Below are 14,002 nucleotides of genomic sequence, written 5' to 3' on the forward strand. Positions count from 1 at the left end.
CGACGGGTCCGGTGCCGACCGGGGTCACCAGCGGCCCTGGCCGGAACCGGCCACGGCGCACCTGTCGCAGCCCCCGGGACCTAGCGGGTGCGGGGACCGGCGCCCCCGGGTTCGGGCCGGTCCTCGATGGCCCCGGTGACCTGGGCGACCGCCTCCTCCACCAGGGCGACCCCGGTGAAGTAGTCGGGGTGGTCGTCGGTGAGGACCGCGATCAGGTACTCGCGGTCGGGGCCGGTCACGTAGCCGACGCTGTTGACGTTCCACAGACCTCCGTTGGACGCGCGGGGGGTCCAGCCGTTCTTGAGGCCCACGGTGTCCCCGGGACCAGCCGCGGCGGAGACACCCCAGGACTGTTCGGGGGCGACCCCCTCCATGAGCCCGCGGGCGTAGGCGCACCCGTCCGCCGAGAGCGGGCCCTGCCCGGTGTACAGGGCGCTGAGTAAGCGGACCTGGTCGGCGGGGGTGGTCAGCGTGGCCCCCCAGGTCCCGTACCGGTTCGGGTCGGTGTTGGTGAACCCGAGTCTCTCGGCGTGGCGGAGGAACCCGTCGGTGAAGCCCATCCGGGCGTAGAGGCCGTCGGTGACCGAGTTGTCGCTGTACCGGATCATCCGCTCGGTCTGGAACCGCTCGTCCCGGGTGAGTTCACGGCCCTCCTCCTCGGCGTGCATCAGGAACATGGTCAGAACGGTCAGCTTGGCGACGCTCGCCGTGGGGAACTGCTGCTCCGGGTTGTGGCTGAAGGTCGTCCCGGTACGCAGGTCCTGGACCGCGATCCCGAGCCGGACCCCGTGCTCGGCCTCCAGGCCCCCGATCCGCGCGGAGAGCTCGGCCCGCCGTTCCGGAAGCAGAGCCGTGCCGCCCGTCGGCGGGGCGGTGACGGGCTCGAAGGGCACCAGCGGCAGCGGGGAGGGGGCGGCCAGCCGGTTGAGGAGTGCCGCGTCGGGGGTCAGGACGACGACGTTCGCGGAGAGCGCCCCGGGCAGGGCGAAGGTCATGAACAGGGCGATGAGGATCGCGGTCAGGCTCGATCGGATCCGTCGTTCGGCGGGGAGGCGCCGGGGCACACGATCACCGGTTCGTCTACACCATGGGGGATGTTGCGCAGGTAATTATCCCGGGATATCCGCCGAAAAGCACCTGTCCGATACTGAATCGGTACCGAGTCCCGCCGGAGGGCTAGGTGCGGGTGTCCTCGTCGATCCCCCGAGCCACGAGGGCCTCGCCGGTGGCGTCGGCCATCCTCAGCAACTGGACGATCACCGGCACCACGAGCAGGTGCGGACGGCCGGAGAGCCCCCGCGCCCGGTAGCCCTCGCGGGCGGCGCGCCAGGCGGTGGCGACCATCGGGATGGAGCGGATGGTCAGGGCGAGGACGAGGGCGACCCGGTCCGGGTTGACGCCCACCCGGCGCAGGGGTCGGGCCAGTCGCTCGAACAGGTCGAGCATCTCCCGGACCCGGGTGGTGAGGGTGACGGCGTTGGCGAGCAGGACCAGTGCGGCGAGCTGGGCGCAGAGCCGGGCACCCTCCGCCCAGGCGCCGACGAACAGGGCCTGGAACACCCCGATGGCCAACAGGAACGGCCACAGGGCCCGCAGCACCCCGAGGACCCGGCGCGGGTGCAGGCCGACGAGCGGGTACAGCAGCAGGCTCGCGGCGAGTGCGCCCAGGGCCGCCCACAGGTTGGCGGCGACCAGCAGGGCGGCGCCGACGACCAGCAGGGCGAGGAGTTTGGGCCCGGCGGCGATCCGGTGCAGCGGCCCGGTGCCGGGGACGTACAGCCCGACCACGCTCACGGAGCCGCCCCGGTTCCGGGGTCCCCCGGGTCTTCGGCGCCGGCCCCCTCGGGCTCGGCCCCCTCGGGCTCCGGGGATTCGCTGTCCATGAGCTTGGTGTAGAAGGCGACCGCGTCGGCGGGGGTACCGTCGAAGGCCACCCGGCCGTCGCTCATCACCAGGACCCGGTCGAATCCGGTGAGCAGGTCGAGGTCGTGGGTGAAGAGGACGACCTGCTGGTCGAGCCCGGCCAGGGTGCGGTGGACCATGCGGGTGTTGCGCAGGTCGAGCAGGGTGGTGGGCTCGTCGCAGACCAGGATTTCGGGGCCGGTGACCAGGACCGACGCCAGGGCGAGGAGTTGTTTCTGGCCGCCGGAGAGCAGGTGCCCGGGGTGGTCGCGGTGGTCGGCCAGACCGTACCGGTCCAGGGCGGCGTCGACCCGGCAGGCGGTCTCGGCGCGGCCCAGGCGCAGGGCGCGCAGCCCGATCTCCACGTCCTCGGCGACCGTCGGCATGATGATCTGGTTGGCGGCGTCGGAGAAGACGAACCCGACACGGCGCCGGATGTGCTTGGCGTGCCGCCGGGTGTCCCACTCCCCCAGCGACACACGGCCCCGGTCCGGTAGGACGAGTCCGTTGAGGGTGCGGGCGAGCGTGGACTTGCCCGATCCGTTGGCCCCGATCACGCCGATGCGGTGTTCGGCGAGGTCGAGGTCGATGTCGCGCAGGACGGCGCGGCCTTCGTAGGAGTGGGAGACCCCCTCGAGACGGAGCATCAGGCGCTCTTTCCGCCCGTGTCCGCGGTGTCGCCGCCGTCGATGACCGGTCGCCCCGCGGGCGGGAGCGGGTAGGCGCGGAAGACGGCGCTGGCGATGGCCGCGGTGAGGACCGCCTTGACGAGGTCGCCGGGGAGGAAGACCACCATGGACATGGCCGCGGCGAGGACGCCGTCACCGAGGACCACGGCCATCCAGGGGACGCCGATGGCGTAGATGACGACGATGCCGCCGAGGACGTTGACGAGCAGGCCCTGCCAGAAGCGGTACCTGCCCCGGCGGACCATGAGGTCGGTGAGCAGGCCGATGACCAGGGCGGCGAAGATCCAGCTGACGATGAACCCGGCGGAGGGCCCGGCGAGGACCGCGAGTCCGCCGCGACCGCCCGCGAAGAGGGGGAGCCCGGCCAGGCCGAGGGCGAGGAAGGTGGCGACGGCGAGGCTGCCGCGCTTCCAGCCGAGGAGGCTGGGAGCGAGCATGATGCCCAGGGTCTGGAGGGTGATCGGCACGGGAAGGCCGGGGACGGGGATGGCGACGGTGACGCTGAGCGCGGCGATGAGCGCGGCGAACACGGCGACGAGGGCGAGGTCGCGCGAGGTAAGGCCCCGGTAGCGGACGTGGGCCGTCACTGTGGTGGGCATGCGTGGTTCCCCTCGGGGAGGTCTCGGGAGCAGGTCACCGTCCATTGTCCGTTATGCCGGTTCACCCGGGAGGGGGCGGGGCGCACAGAAGAGTGCGGTGCGGAGTTGTAGGGGTCCGACTGAGACCCAGGTCACAGGGGGTGGGGGTCACCGCACCGGCGGCGCGGGCCCCAAAGAGAGGTTCATCGAACGCTTGGCCTGCTTCGACCACGTTCCCCCTTCCGGGAGGGGGAACGGTCGAACACAACGCCTGTTCCGGAACCAGCCAGCGCGTGTGGGAACCCGCCGGGTCTCAGAGGCTCGGTGAAGCTCGTCAGACCTGGTCGGCCGGGTTGCCTTCGCGCAGGGTGGCCAGGAGCGCGCCCCAGCCTGAACTGGGGAAGGTGAGGTGCCCGAGGGGTCGGTTCTGGGTGTCACGAACGTGAACGTGGGCGGGGGTGTCCGCGACCTCGACGCAATGACCCCCCTGGTTACCGCTGTAGCTGGACTTACGCCAGTTAAAAAGGGTCGATTCCATGGCTGTGTGCCTCCTTGTAACGGGAGATGAAGTCAACGGACTCGTCCGGAGAGAGGGACATCGAACGCAGCACCCCGAAGCGCAACGTGCATTGTTCCACCTCGTCGGCGTCGGCGGTCACTCGACCGCTGCCCGGGATCTCGGCGTAGGCCAGACTCTCACCGCCCTCTATATCCAGAACGGTGAAGGCACCATCCAGCGCCGCATGAACCCCCTTGGCGAAGGGCAGGACCTGAAGGCGTATACGAGGTCTTGCGGCCAGCTCAATCAGGTATTCAAGCTGAGCGATCATCACCTCCCGGGGCCCCACAGGACGCCGCAGGACGCTCTCATCGAGCACCGACCACATCAGCGGTGGCCGTTCCCGTTCCAACATCTCCCGACGGGCGACACGGGTGTCGAGAAAACGCTCGACCTCTCCGTCTTCGCTGGGAGGCCAGCTCGCACTCAGCACCGCCCGTGCGTAGTCCCTGGTCTGAAAGAACCCAGGAACCACCTGGGCCTGGAAGTCATGGATGGCTCTGGCTTCGTGCTCCAGATCCACATATTCCTTGAAGCCGTGTGGGTAACCCTCCTGACCACCGGGCCAGAGACGAAGAAGAGCGCCACGTGCACTCAGCACCTCGTCCGCCTTCTCCGCGAAGCTCTTGCGCGGAGCACGCTCCGCTCGCTCGACCGCACCCAGCATCTGGTGGGAGATCAGCGTCGCCTTGGCCAGCTCACGCTGAGACAGGTCCGCTACTCGCCGCAGACGCTGAAGCTCGTTCCCAAATTGCACTAATGCCGCTTTTGTGACTGCCTTCCTGCCACTGACCATGACCACAGTTGACCACAAGAAGACACATCGTGCTTCAGTTTTCCACAAACAGCTACTTCTGATGGCGAGAGAGGACTTTCAGACACCTGTCGTGTCACTGTGGCCAAGTGAAGCCGGGGTGTAACCCAGCACTCACGTAAACGGCCCTGGACGGTGCGCAAACACCGAACCAGGGCCTTGACCCACGACCTGAGACACCAGGTGAGGATCCATGTCCAACCGTATCGTTCCCAACACCCCCGAACCACGACGGCGGCTGCCGCTGCGACGCTGCTCCTTCCGGTTCGCTGGACGCCCCGAAAGCGTGAAGGACGCCCGCAACTGGCTGGCTCGGAAGCTGGCCTTCGCAAACGCCCCGGAGGAGACCGCCGAGAACACCCTGCTCCTGCTCTCCGAGCTGGCGACGAACAACGTCCGGCATGCCCCCGTCGACAACGTGGGGCGCGGCGACTTCTACATCCGGGCGTTCTTCTTCCACGGGTGGCTGCGTGTGGAGGTCCTCGACGCCTACAAGCGAGCCCCCTCCCTCCGTGTCGTTACCCCCGACACCTACGACGAGGGCGGGCGCGGCCTGCTGCTGGTGAACGCACTCGCCTCCCGCTGGGGGCGCTTCCGGTCCCTGCGCGGACCCAGGATGTTCTTCGAGCTGCGGTGGCAGGCGCCCGAGCTGCTGGCCCCCGTGGTCCCCCTGCCTCGGAAGGGACAGTGAGCGCCGTGGAGGGCTACCACCTGAGGCCGAACGCGGCCGTGCTGACGCTGCGCGAGGAGTTCCCCGACTTCCTCATCTGCGAACTGCGCGGAGGGCAGGGGCGGCCCTGCCTCGTGGCGACGAGTACCCGAACCACCTCCAACGGGCAGCCCGAACTGGTCGTGTGCGCGGGCGCCGAGGAGCTCCGGAAGACGCTGAGGGTTCTGGAAAGCGGTGCGGCATGAGCACGGTCATGACTCCGGAGTCTGTGAGAACGTCCGTCACCCAGGAGGTGAATCGCCTGCGCGCCACCTACCGGCGCCGGGGGTGGACGGTGTGGCACGGCAACTCAACCGGCCAGTACTGGGCAGCGCACACCAGCAGCATGGTGATGCTGAGCGGCAACAGCGCTCGGGAACTGGTGGCGGAAATCGAGAAGGTGCAGCCGAGCAGGCCGGTACCGGTGGTGACGGTTGCGGCTCAGAGACAGCGGTGGCGCAATGAACTGAAGCTGCCGCCGAGGCCCAAACCGCGTGGTTCCCGGGATCGGCGCGTTGCGGTGGCCGGTAGCAGGCAATAGGCGGTGGCGTCCGTGGCCCGGGGGCAGACGTTCCCGGGCCACACGTGTGTCTGGGTTGCGGATCAGACGGGGAGGTCCTTGAGCTGACCCGCCCAGGGCCTCTCACACCACACGGTGGCCCGGTTCGACGAGTAGCACCATCAGCGAGATGCACGAAAACCGCACACACTCAACCAAGAACAGTTCACAACCCCAGTTACATCCGTACAAGTGCCGTACAATGACTTGGAATTCTCGACTGTGCACCGGCACCCCTGGTCGAGAGGCCGCCCACACGGAGGAACCGCCCATGAGCACCGGAACCGCAACCGAACGGATCGAAGTCAGAGTGACGCCGGAGGACAAGGCGCTGTTCCTCGAAGCGGCACGGGTCAACCACGAGTCCGCGTCCAGGTTCGTCGTCCGGGCAGCCCGGGAGGCGGCCGAGGAGGTCGTGGAACGCGAGCAGACCACCCGGGTCCCCGCCGCGTTCTTCGACGCCATGGTCGAGTCCCTGGAAGAGCCCGCTGAGCCGATCGGGGAGCTGGCCCCGGCCGTGCACAAGCACCGCTCCATCGTGAAGAAGAGGTAGCCCGACCGTGTTCGTCTGCCAGCCACTCAACCGGGAACACCGGATCGACTCCTTCTCCTGCGGGAAGGAGGAGCTGGACACCTGGCTGCGCAGAAGCGCGCTCCACGCACGCGCGAACAACACCGCCGCCACGTTCGTCTGGTGCGAGGAGGGGAGCAGAGAGGTCGCCGCCTGCTACTCCTTCACCTCCATGGCCCTGGAGCGGGAGGAACTGCCCAGGGCTCTGGCCCGGGGCAGCATGCACAGGGTCCCGGCGGTGCTCCTGTCACGATTGGCCCTGGACACCCGCCACCAGGGGCGTGGGCTCGGCCCGGTGCTCCTGGTGGACTCCTTCGAACGGGCCCTGGTGGGAAACGAGACCTTCGCCGTCAGGTTCCTCGTGGTGGACGCGCTGGACGAGGACGCGTACACCTTCTACGAGAAGCACGGTTTCCGCGGAATCCCCGGCAGCATGCGGCTCTACCGCAAGATGAGCGACATCGCCAGGACCATGGCGTGAGAAGCCGGGGCCCACCGGGCGGCTGCCGAGCGAGTCGGCTACCGCCCGGCGCCTGATCAGGCCCGGTCGGCCTCCTCAGCCCTGCGGATGCGCTTGATGGGGACCGGGAGCACGCACACCGGTACCGGGACCCCCAGTCGGTGGCCGGTGTCGGCGGGGATGCCGGTGTCCGGGTCGATGCGCAGCGACATCAGCTCGTCCCCGTTCTGGGCGGCGGCGACCAGGTGGTCCGGCTCGTCCCGGTGGCCGCGCACCACGGTGAAGTGGCGGGGCCAGGCGCCCACGGGGGTGTCGGCGAGGTGTTCCAGGCGGGCGCCGCCGTCACGGACCGCGAAGGTGGAGACGACGTCGGCCCCCCGGTTGGACACGTACAGACGGCCCTCGTAGGTGCTGGTCAGCGGTAGCGCGTCGCCCTCGGCGATCTCGCGCCCCTCGACCTTGAGCCGGTGCAGGGCGATCTCGGCGGGGAAGTTCTTCCCGGCGGCCTCGTCCGCGGTCGCGGTGACCGAACCCAGGTGTTCCCCGGTGCCGGAGACCCCGTCCCAGCGGACGACGTGCACCCGGGAGTCGAGCTCCCCCGCGACGTACACGTGGTCGCCGTTGACGACCGCGTGGCGGGGCCCGGTGCCCGGCGGCAGCGGGACCCCGGGGAAGGAGTCCTCCCGGGGCTCGGGGGCTTCCCCGGCGAGCTGTTCGGGGACCGGGCTGTAGTGGTAGGCGCGCAGTTCGTCGGTGCCCAGGTCCGCGGCGAGCAGATAGCGGTTGCCGGGTTCGAAGGAGTCGAGGGCGACGGCGGTGCTGTGCGCGTGCGGCCCCTCCTGGCGGTCGGCGACCGGTCCGGTGCCCTGGTGGGCGAGTTCGAGGGTGTCCCCGGTGGGCGCGCCGTCCTCACCGGTGGACACGAGGGTCACCACGCCGTTGGCGTAGTTGGTGACGGCCGCCTGGCGGGGGCCGAGGTAGCGGACGTGGCAGGGGGAGCCGCCGCCGGTCGGCACCGAGCCGAGCTCGGTGAGGCGCGCGTCGCCGTGGACCCGGAACGAGGTGAGGCTGCCCTCGGCGCGCTCGTTGACCGCGTACACCGTGGGAGGTTCGGGGCGGTAGGCGAGGAAGGACGGGCCCGGGGTGCTGGCCGCCACCCCGCCGTCGGTCATCGCGCCGGTGCGCGGGTCGAACCAGACCCGGTGGATGCCCCGTCCCTCCCCCTGCGGGTCGGAGTCGGGGGTGTAGGTCCCCACGAGCAGGAGTCGTCGTGGTGTGTCCACCGGATGCCTCGTTTCCTTCGCCTGGGGCGGAGATTTGGTCTATACCACCGGCGGCATGGTACCGCCCTGACCTCCATCGGGAAAGGACGCGTTCGCCCCCTCCCGGGTCCCACACCCATGAGTCACAGAACTACTCATGAGTCACAAAACAGAAACCTCTGCACTCAGTAGTGCATCTGTTACAGTTCCTCCACAACAGCCCGGTACAGGGAGTTCAGGGCCGCCTCCGCCACACCTGCCCCGTTCACAGTGCCCAGGTTCTGCCCCAGAAGGGCGGCGAGGCCGCGAACGGACGGGCTGATCACAGGAGCCCCGCGCGCAAGCGCGTGCGACCCGTAGAAGAACCTCCCGGTGAGGGCCCCGTCGTCCACGGTGCCGGAGGGCGCGCGCCGCGGCGCGTGCTCACCGCCCGTGGTTCCCCGCTCACCTGAAAACTGGACCCGCCTTGACCCTCCGTTCCATATCCGAAGTGCCGCTCCCCGGCCAGGAGACCATCGACCTGGTCCGACAGTCGTGCGTCGACATCCCCGAGGGATCGACACGCCTGGCCAGATCCTTCTACGACAACCTCTTCGCCATGGTTCCCGAGGTGCGGGGCATGTTCTCCGCCGACATCAAACCGCAGCAGCAGCGCATGGCCGACGCCCTCCTGTCCGTGGTCCGCCACCTCGACTCCCCCGACGAGGTCGCGCGCTACCTCCGGCAGTTGGGCCTGCAGCACCGCCGGGAACTGGGCGTGCTCCCCGAGCACTACCCCCACGTCGGGCGCGCCCTGGTCCGCGCCGTCAGCGAGATCTCCCCCACCTGGTCGTCCTCGATGAGTTCGGCATGGGTGCTGGTCTACCAGTGGGTCACCGCCAACATGCTCGCCGGCGCCGAACTCGCCGAGGCCTCCCCCTCCGCCTCCCGGAGAGCGCGCTGACGGCCGCCGGAACTCCGCCCCCGCACACCGCACACCGTCGAAAGCCTTCGTTCATGACACAGACCGACCCGAACCGCATGCCCGGAACCGAGGGAGAGCGCCACGTACAGGCGGTCATGGGCACGACCGACCGCGCCGACCGCTTCTACCGTGACCAGATGCTGGACCACCTCAACCCGGTCATGAAGGAGTTCATCGCACGCCAGGAGATGCTGTTCATCGCCACGGCGGACAGCCGGGGCGAGTGCGACTCCAGCTTCAGGGCCGGGCCGCCCGGTTTCGTCCACGTCATCGACGACCACACCCTCGCCTACCCGGAGTACCGCGGCAACGGTGTGTTCGCCAGCGCGGGCAACGTCGTCCAGAACCCGCACATCGGGCTGATGTTCCTCGACTTCCAGCGGGAGCGGATCGGCCTGCACGTCAACGGCCGGGTGAAGATCATGGAGGACGAGCGCCTGCGCCCCCACGTTCCGGGGCTCCCCCTGCCCCAGACACCGGGCCAGCGGGCCCAGATGTGGATGATGGTGCAGGTCGAGGAGGCCTACATCCACTGCCGCAAGCACATCCCCCACCTGCGCCGGGTCGGCTCCGACGAGTCCTGGGGCACGGACGACGCCCTGAGCAAGGGCGGTGACTTCTTCGCCGCCAAACAGGAGAACGAAGCCCGCAGAGGGGCGGCCTCCGGCGCCGGGTACCGCTAAAGCGGTCCGCGGGCGGGGACGGTACCGGGGCCGCCGCTACCTCCCCGCCTGCTTGACGGCTTCGAGTGCCTTCATGATGCGCTTGTCCGAGACCGGGTAGGCCGTGCGCAGCTCCTGGGCGAACAGGCTCACCCGGTACTCCTCCAGCATCCAGCGCAGCTCGACCACGTCCGGGTCCTGGGCGCGGCCCGCGGGGAGCGCGCCCCGGACCTTCGCGACGGCCTGGCGCATCTGTTCGACCTTGGACATGTTGACCTGGTCGCGGCGCGGGTTCTCCGGAAGCTTGTTCAGCCGGTACTCGACACCGCGCAGGTAGCGGTGCACGTCGTCCAGGCGGGACAGGCCCGCGCGGGTGACGAAACCGTCGCCCACCAGGTCGCCGAGCTGGCCCTGGACGTCGTTGAGGGACGGCAGGACCGCCAGGGAGGTGGTGCCCTTGACCTTCTTGGACACCTTGCGCCACAGCACCAGGATGCGTGCCGTCCTGTCCAGGATCTCGGCGAGGGTCTCCCCCAGGTCGGCGCGGACCCGGTCGGCGAGCCCGGCGAAGTCCTCGGCGTTCCACACCGGGCCGCCCTCGCGGGTGAGCAGGTGGTCGACGGCCGCGGACTCGGCGTCCTCCAGCATCTTCCTGATCGACCCGTGCGGGTTGTCGGCCAGGGCGAGCTTGTCCGGGTTGTTCAGGCCCTTGCTGACCGCGGTCGCCGGGGACGGGACCGTGAGCAGGAGCAGGCGCCGGGTACCCGCCCGCATGGCGGCGCGCTGTTCGGGCCGGGTGTCGAAGATGCGGATGGCGACGCTCTCGCCCTCGTCCACCAGGGCCGGGTAGCCCTTGACCTTCGGGCCCAGGGCCTTGCGTTCCAGGGTCTGCTCCAGCGGACCGAAGTCCCAGGAGGTGATGCCCTTCCTCTCCACGCCCTTGGCCTCGGTGGCGATGGCCTCGCGCAGCCGCGGTTTGAGTTTGGCGCGCAGCTGTTCGAGGTCCTTGGACTCGGCGAGGGTGCGTTTGCGGTCGTCCACCGCCCGGAAGGTGATGCGCAGGTGGTCGGGGACCCGGTCGAGCTGGAAGTCCTCCGGGCGGATGCGTTCGCCGTGCGCCATCACGCTGAGTTCGGCGGCCAGGGCCCCGGCGAGGGAGCCCTCGTAGGGCGTCAGGCCGCCCCGGGCGCGGGCCGCGTTGTCGGGGACCGGTACGAAGTTGCGGCGCAGCGGTTTGGGCAGCGACCGGATCATCGCGGTGATGAGCTCGTCGCGCAGGCCGGGGATCTGCCAGTCGAAACCGGTGTTCTCGATCTGGTTGAGGAACTTCACCGGGATGTGCGCGGTGACGCCGTCGGAGTCGCTGCCCGGCTCGAACTGGTAGGTGAGCGGGAGGACGAACGCGTCCTGGCGCCACACGTCGGGGTAGTCGTCCTCGCTGACCGCGTCCACGCCGTCGTTGATGAGTTCGGCGCGGGTGAAGTCGAGGAGCCCGGGCTCGGTGCGGCGGGCCTTCTTCCACCAGGAGTCGAAGTGGGCGGCGGAGACGGCCGAGTCCGCGACACGTCGGTCGTAGAAGTCGAACAGCGTGTTGTCGTCCACGACGATGTCGCGGCGGCGGGCCCGGTGCTCCAGGTCCTCCACCTCGTCGAGGAGCCTGCGGTTGTCGTGGAAGAACTGGTGCCGGGTCTCCCAGTCGCCCTCGACCAGCGCGCGGCGGATGAACAGCTCGCGGGAGAGCTCCGGGTCGATCCGGCCGTAGGAGACCTTGCGCTGCACGACGATCGGCACCCCGTACAGGGTGACCCTCTCGAAGGCCATGACGGCGCCGCGTTTGCGCTCCCAGTGCGGTTCGCTGTAGCTGCGCTTGACGATGTCGGCGCCGAGTTCCTCGGCCCACTCCGGTTCGATCCGGGCGACCATGCGGCCCCAGAGCTTGGAGGTCTCGACGAGCTCGCCGACCATGACGAAGCGGGGCTGCTTCTTGAACAGCGCGGACCCGGGGAAGATCGCGAACCGCGCGCCGCGGCCGCCCAGGTACTCGTGCTTGTCCGGGTCCTTGAGGCCGACGTGCGAGAGCAGCCCGGCCAGCAGCGACATGTGCACGTCACGCGGGTTGGCGGCCTCCTCGCGCAGCGGCGGGACCTCGATGTCCATGGTGCGCAGGACCTGCTTGAGCTGGCCGTGGATGTCCTGCCACTCGCGCACGCGCAGGTAGTTGAGGAACTCCTCGCGGCACATCCGGCGGAACTGGTTGCCGGACAGCTCCTTCTGTTTGTCGCGCAGATGGTTCCACAGGTTGAGGAACGCCAGGAAGTCCGACTCCTTGTCGGTGAACCGGGCGTGCGCCTGCTGGGCCTGCTGCTGCTTCTCGGCGGGGCGTTCGCGCGGGTCCTGGATGGACAGGGCGGAGGTGATGACCATGACCTCGGCCAGGCAGTCGCGTTTCTCCGCCTCCAGGACCATCCGGCCCAGGCGCGGGTTGACGGGCAGCTGGGCGAGGCGGCGGCCCAGGGGGGTGAGGCGGCGCTGCCCGGAGCCCTTCCCGCCGTCGGCGGTGCGGTCCGCGGGCCTGGTGGTCCTGGTCTGCGCCGTTTCGGGCTGGAGGGCGCCGAGTTCGGCGAGGAGGTTGACGCCGTCCTTGATCTGGCGGTGGTCGGGGCCGTCCACGAACGGGAAGGCGGCGACGTCGCCCAGGCCCAGTGCGGCCATCTGCAGGATGACCGAGGCGAGGTTGGTGCGCAGGATCTCGGGATCGGTGTACTCGGGGCGGGAGAGGAAGTCCTCCTCGGAGTACAGGCGGATACAGATGCCCTCGGACACGCGGCCGCAGCGCCCCTTGCGCTGGTTCGCGGAGGCCTGGGAGACCGCCTCGATGGGCAGGCGCTGCACCTTCGTCCGGTGGGAGTACCGGGAGATGCGGGCGGTGCCGGGGTCGATCACGTACTTGATGCCGGGGACCGTGAGCGAGGTCTCGGCGACGTTGGTGGCCAGGACGACGCGGCGGCCGCCGTGCCGGGACCAGACGCGTTTCTGCTCGGCCACGGACAGGCGGGCGTACAGGGGCAGGATCTCGGTGCCGCGGAGCTTCTTCTTCTCCAGGGCCTCGGCGGTGTCCCTGATCTCGCGTTCGCCGCTGAGGAAGACGAGGATGTCGCCGGGCTCCTCGTGGGAGAGCTCGTCGACGGCGTCCAGGATGGCCTGGGTCTGGTCCTTGTCGGTGCCCGGCCCCGGGTTCTTCTCCTCTGGGTCGAGGATGTCGTCCGAGATGGGCCGGTAGCGGACCTCCACCGGGTAGGTGCGCCCGGAGACCTCGACGATGGGGGCGTCGTCGAAGTGGCGGGAGAACCGCTCGGGGTCGATGGTCGCGGAGGTGATGATGATCTTCAGGTCCGGCCGCTTGGGCAGGAGCTGTTTCAGGTAGCCGAGCAGGAAGTCGATGTTGAGGCTGCGCTCGTGCGCCTCGTCGATGATGAGCGTGTCGTACTGGCGCAGCATGCGGTCGTGCTGGATCTCGGCGAGCAGGATGCCGTCGGTCATCAGCTTGACGAGCGTGCTCTCGTTGGAGGAGTCGGTGAAGCGGACCTTGTAGCCGACCGTCTCGCCCAGGGGGGTGCCGATCTCGTCGGCGATGCGCTCGGCGACGGTGCGGGCGGCCAGCCGTCGGGGCTGGGTGTGGCCGACCGTGCCCATGACGCCGCGCCCCAGCTCCAGGCAGATCTTGGGGAGCTGGGTGGTCTTTCCGGAACCGGTCTCACCGGCGACGATGACGACCTGGTTGTCGCGGATCGCCTCGGCGATGTCCTCGCGCCGGGCGCTCACCGGGAGCTCTTCGGGGTAGCTGAGCTCGGGTACGGCTTCGCGGCGCAGGCCCACGCGGAGTTCGGCGCGGTCGATGTCCCCGGCGATCTGCGCGGTCACCGAGGCGCGGCGGCGCTCGTCACGGATCCTGGCGAGGCCGTCGATACGGCGGCGGAGCCGGTGCCGGTCGGCGGGCATGAGGTCGCGCAACCGGGAACGGAGTTGGTCCGCGGCGGGCGCGGGCGTGGTGGTGCTCATCAGTACTCAAGGTTAGGAGGGCTGGCAACCGGTTTTCCCGGCGGGCACGGTTTCGGGTGCTGTTTGGGGCACGGACGGCCGCGGCCCGGGGCCGCGGGTCCCGGTCGCACCGTCGTAGGAACGTCCCGGGTGCGGGGTTTGTTCCGGTTCGGCGGTGTCCCGGCCGCACGGGGCGGTGTCCCCCGCGGTGGGATCCGCCACGGGGGACACCGGG

At 69.7% G+C, this 14,002-nt stretch carries 15 protein-coding genes; 7 read left to right on the forward strand and 8 right to left on the reverse strand.

The window, feature by feature from the left end:
- Positions 1-80: 80 nt before the first annotated feature.
- The 6 genes from AC0VYD_RS19865 to AC0VYD_RS19890 all read right to left on the reverse strand — a co-directional run bounded on the left by AC0VYD_RS19865 (position 81) and on the right by AC0VYD_RS19890 (position 4,524).
- Positions 81-1,064 (reverse strand): serine hydrolase, encoded by a 984-nt coding sequence (locus AC0VYD_RS19865; protein WP_475476969.1) that lies wholly within the window; start codon positions 1,062-1,064, stop codon positions 81-83.
- A gap of 112 nt (positions 1,065-1,176) precedes the next feature.
- Positions 1,177-1,794 (reverse strand): energy-coupling factor transporter transmembrane component T family protein, encoded by a 618-nt coding sequence (locus AC0VYD_RS19870; RefSeq protein WP_475476970.1) that lies wholly within the window; start codon positions 1,792-1,794, stop codon positions 1,177-1,179.
- A complete protein-coding gene (locus AC0VYD_RS19875; RefSeq protein ID WP_475476971.1) occupies positions 1,791-2,549 on the reverse strand; it encodes an energy-coupling factor ABC transporter ATP-binding protein in 759 nt (252 codons plus the stop codon). Before AC0VYD_RS19875 ends, AC0VYD_RS19870 begins: the two co-directional genes overlap by 4 nt.
- Positions 2,549-3,190, reverse strand: a complete 642-nt coding sequence (locus AC0VYD_RS19880; RefSeq protein ID WP_191274973.1) for a biotin transporter BioY — start codon at positions 3,188-3,190, stop codon at positions 2,549-2,551. The genes AC0VYD_RS19875 and AC0VYD_RS19880 overlap by 1 nt, the downstream gene beginning before the upstream one ends.
- Positions 3,191-3,503: 313 nt before the next feature.
- The gene (locus AC0VYD_RS19885; RefSeq protein WP_475476972.1) at positions 3,504-3,707 is read right to left on the reverse strand and encodes a DUF397 domain-containing protein; all 204 of its coding nucleotides are present in this window, start codon (positions 3,705-3,707) and stop codon (positions 3,504-3,506) included.
- Entirely contained in the window at positions 3,688-4,524 is an 837-nt protein-coding gene (locus AC0VYD_RS19890; RefSeq protein ID WP_475476973.1) for a helix-turn-helix domain-containing protein, read from the reverse strand. Before AC0VYD_RS19890 ends, AC0VYD_RS19885 begins: the two co-directional genes overlap by 20 nt.
- 211 nt (positions 4,525-4,735) lie before the next feature.
- On the opposite strand from AC0VYD_RS19890, the gene AC0VYD_RS19895 reads away from it, so the two are divergent.
- The 5 genes from AC0VYD_RS19895 to AC0VYD_RS19915 all read left to right on the forward strand — a co-directional run bounded on the left by AC0VYD_RS19895 (position 4,736) and on the right by AC0VYD_RS19915 (position 6,862).
- Positions 4,736-5,233: an ATP-binding protein gene (locus AC0VYD_RS19895; protein ID WP_475476974.1), complete on the forward strand. Its 498-nt coding sequence runs from the start codon at positions 4,736-4,738 to the stop codon at positions 5,231-5,233.
- On the forward strand, positions 5,230-5,457 hold the full coding sequence (locus AC0VYD_RS19900) for a hypothetical protein (RefSeq protein WP_475476975.1): 228 nt from the start codon (positions 5,230-5,232) through the stop codon (positions 5,455-5,457). The genes AC0VYD_RS19895 and AC0VYD_RS19900 overlap by 4 nt, the downstream gene beginning before the upstream one ends.
- Positions 5,454-5,792, forward strand: a complete 339-nt coding sequence (locus AC0VYD_RS19905; RefSeq protein ID WP_475476976.1) for a hypothetical protein — start codon at positions 5,454-5,456, stop codon at positions 5,790-5,792. Before AC0VYD_RS19900 ends, AC0VYD_RS19905 begins: the two co-directional genes overlap by 4 nt.
- A gap of 289 nt (positions 5,793-6,081) precedes the next feature.
- Complete coding sequence (locus AC0VYD_RS19910; protein WP_475476977.1) at positions 6,082-6,363, forward strand: type II toxin -antitoxin system TacA 1-like antitoxin; 282 nt, start codon at positions 6,082-6,084, stop codon at positions 6,361-6,363.
- 7 nt (positions 6,364-6,370) lie between these two features.
- Positions 6,371-6,862 (forward strand): GNAT family N-acetyltransferase, encoded by a 492-nt coding sequence (locus AC0VYD_RS19915; RefSeq protein WP_475476978.1) that lies wholly within the window; start codon positions 6,371-6,373, stop codon positions 6,860-6,862.
- 56 nt (positions 6,863-6,918) lie between these two features.
- Here AC0VYD_RS19915 and AC0VYD_RS19920 read toward each other — a convergent pair whose 3' ends face one another.
- On the reverse strand, positions 6,919-8,124 hold the full coding sequence (locus AC0VYD_RS19920) for a lactonase family protein (protein ID WP_475476979.1): 1,206 nt from the start codon (positions 8,122-8,124) through the stop codon (positions 6,919-6,921).
- A gap of 445 nt (positions 8,125-8,569) precedes the next feature.
- Here AC0VYD_RS19920 and AC0VYD_RS19925 point away from each other — a divergent pair, with 445 nt between their 5' ends.
- Together AC0VYD_RS19925 and AC0VYD_RS19930 are read left to right on the forward strand one after the other, a co-directional pair.
- Positions 8,570-9,046, forward strand: coding sequence for a globin domain-containing protein (locus tag AC0VYD_RS19925; protein ID WP_475476980.1), 477 nt, complete (start codon positions 8,570-8,572; stop codon positions 9,044-9,046).
- 53 nt (positions 9,047-9,099) lie between these two features.
- Entirely contained in the window at positions 9,100-9,750 is a 651-nt protein-coding gene (locus tag AC0VYD_RS19930) for a pyridoxamine 5'-phosphate oxidase family protein (protein WP_475476981.1), read from the forward strand.
- A 36-nt stretch (positions 9,751-9,786) separates the two neighbouring features.
- On the opposite strand, the gene hrpA is transcribed toward AC0VYD_RS19930, so the two are convergent.
- Positions 9,787-13,788: an ATP-dependent RNA helicase HrpA gene (gene hrpA, locus AC0VYD_RS19935; RefSeq protein ID WP_475476982.1), complete on the reverse strand. Its 4,002-nt coding sequence runs from the start codon at positions 13,786-13,788 to the stop codon at positions 9,787-9,789.
- Positions 13,789-14,002 lie beyond the last annotated feature (214 nt).

This window comes from Nocardiopsis sp. iso_40 (genome assembly GCF_056173285.1).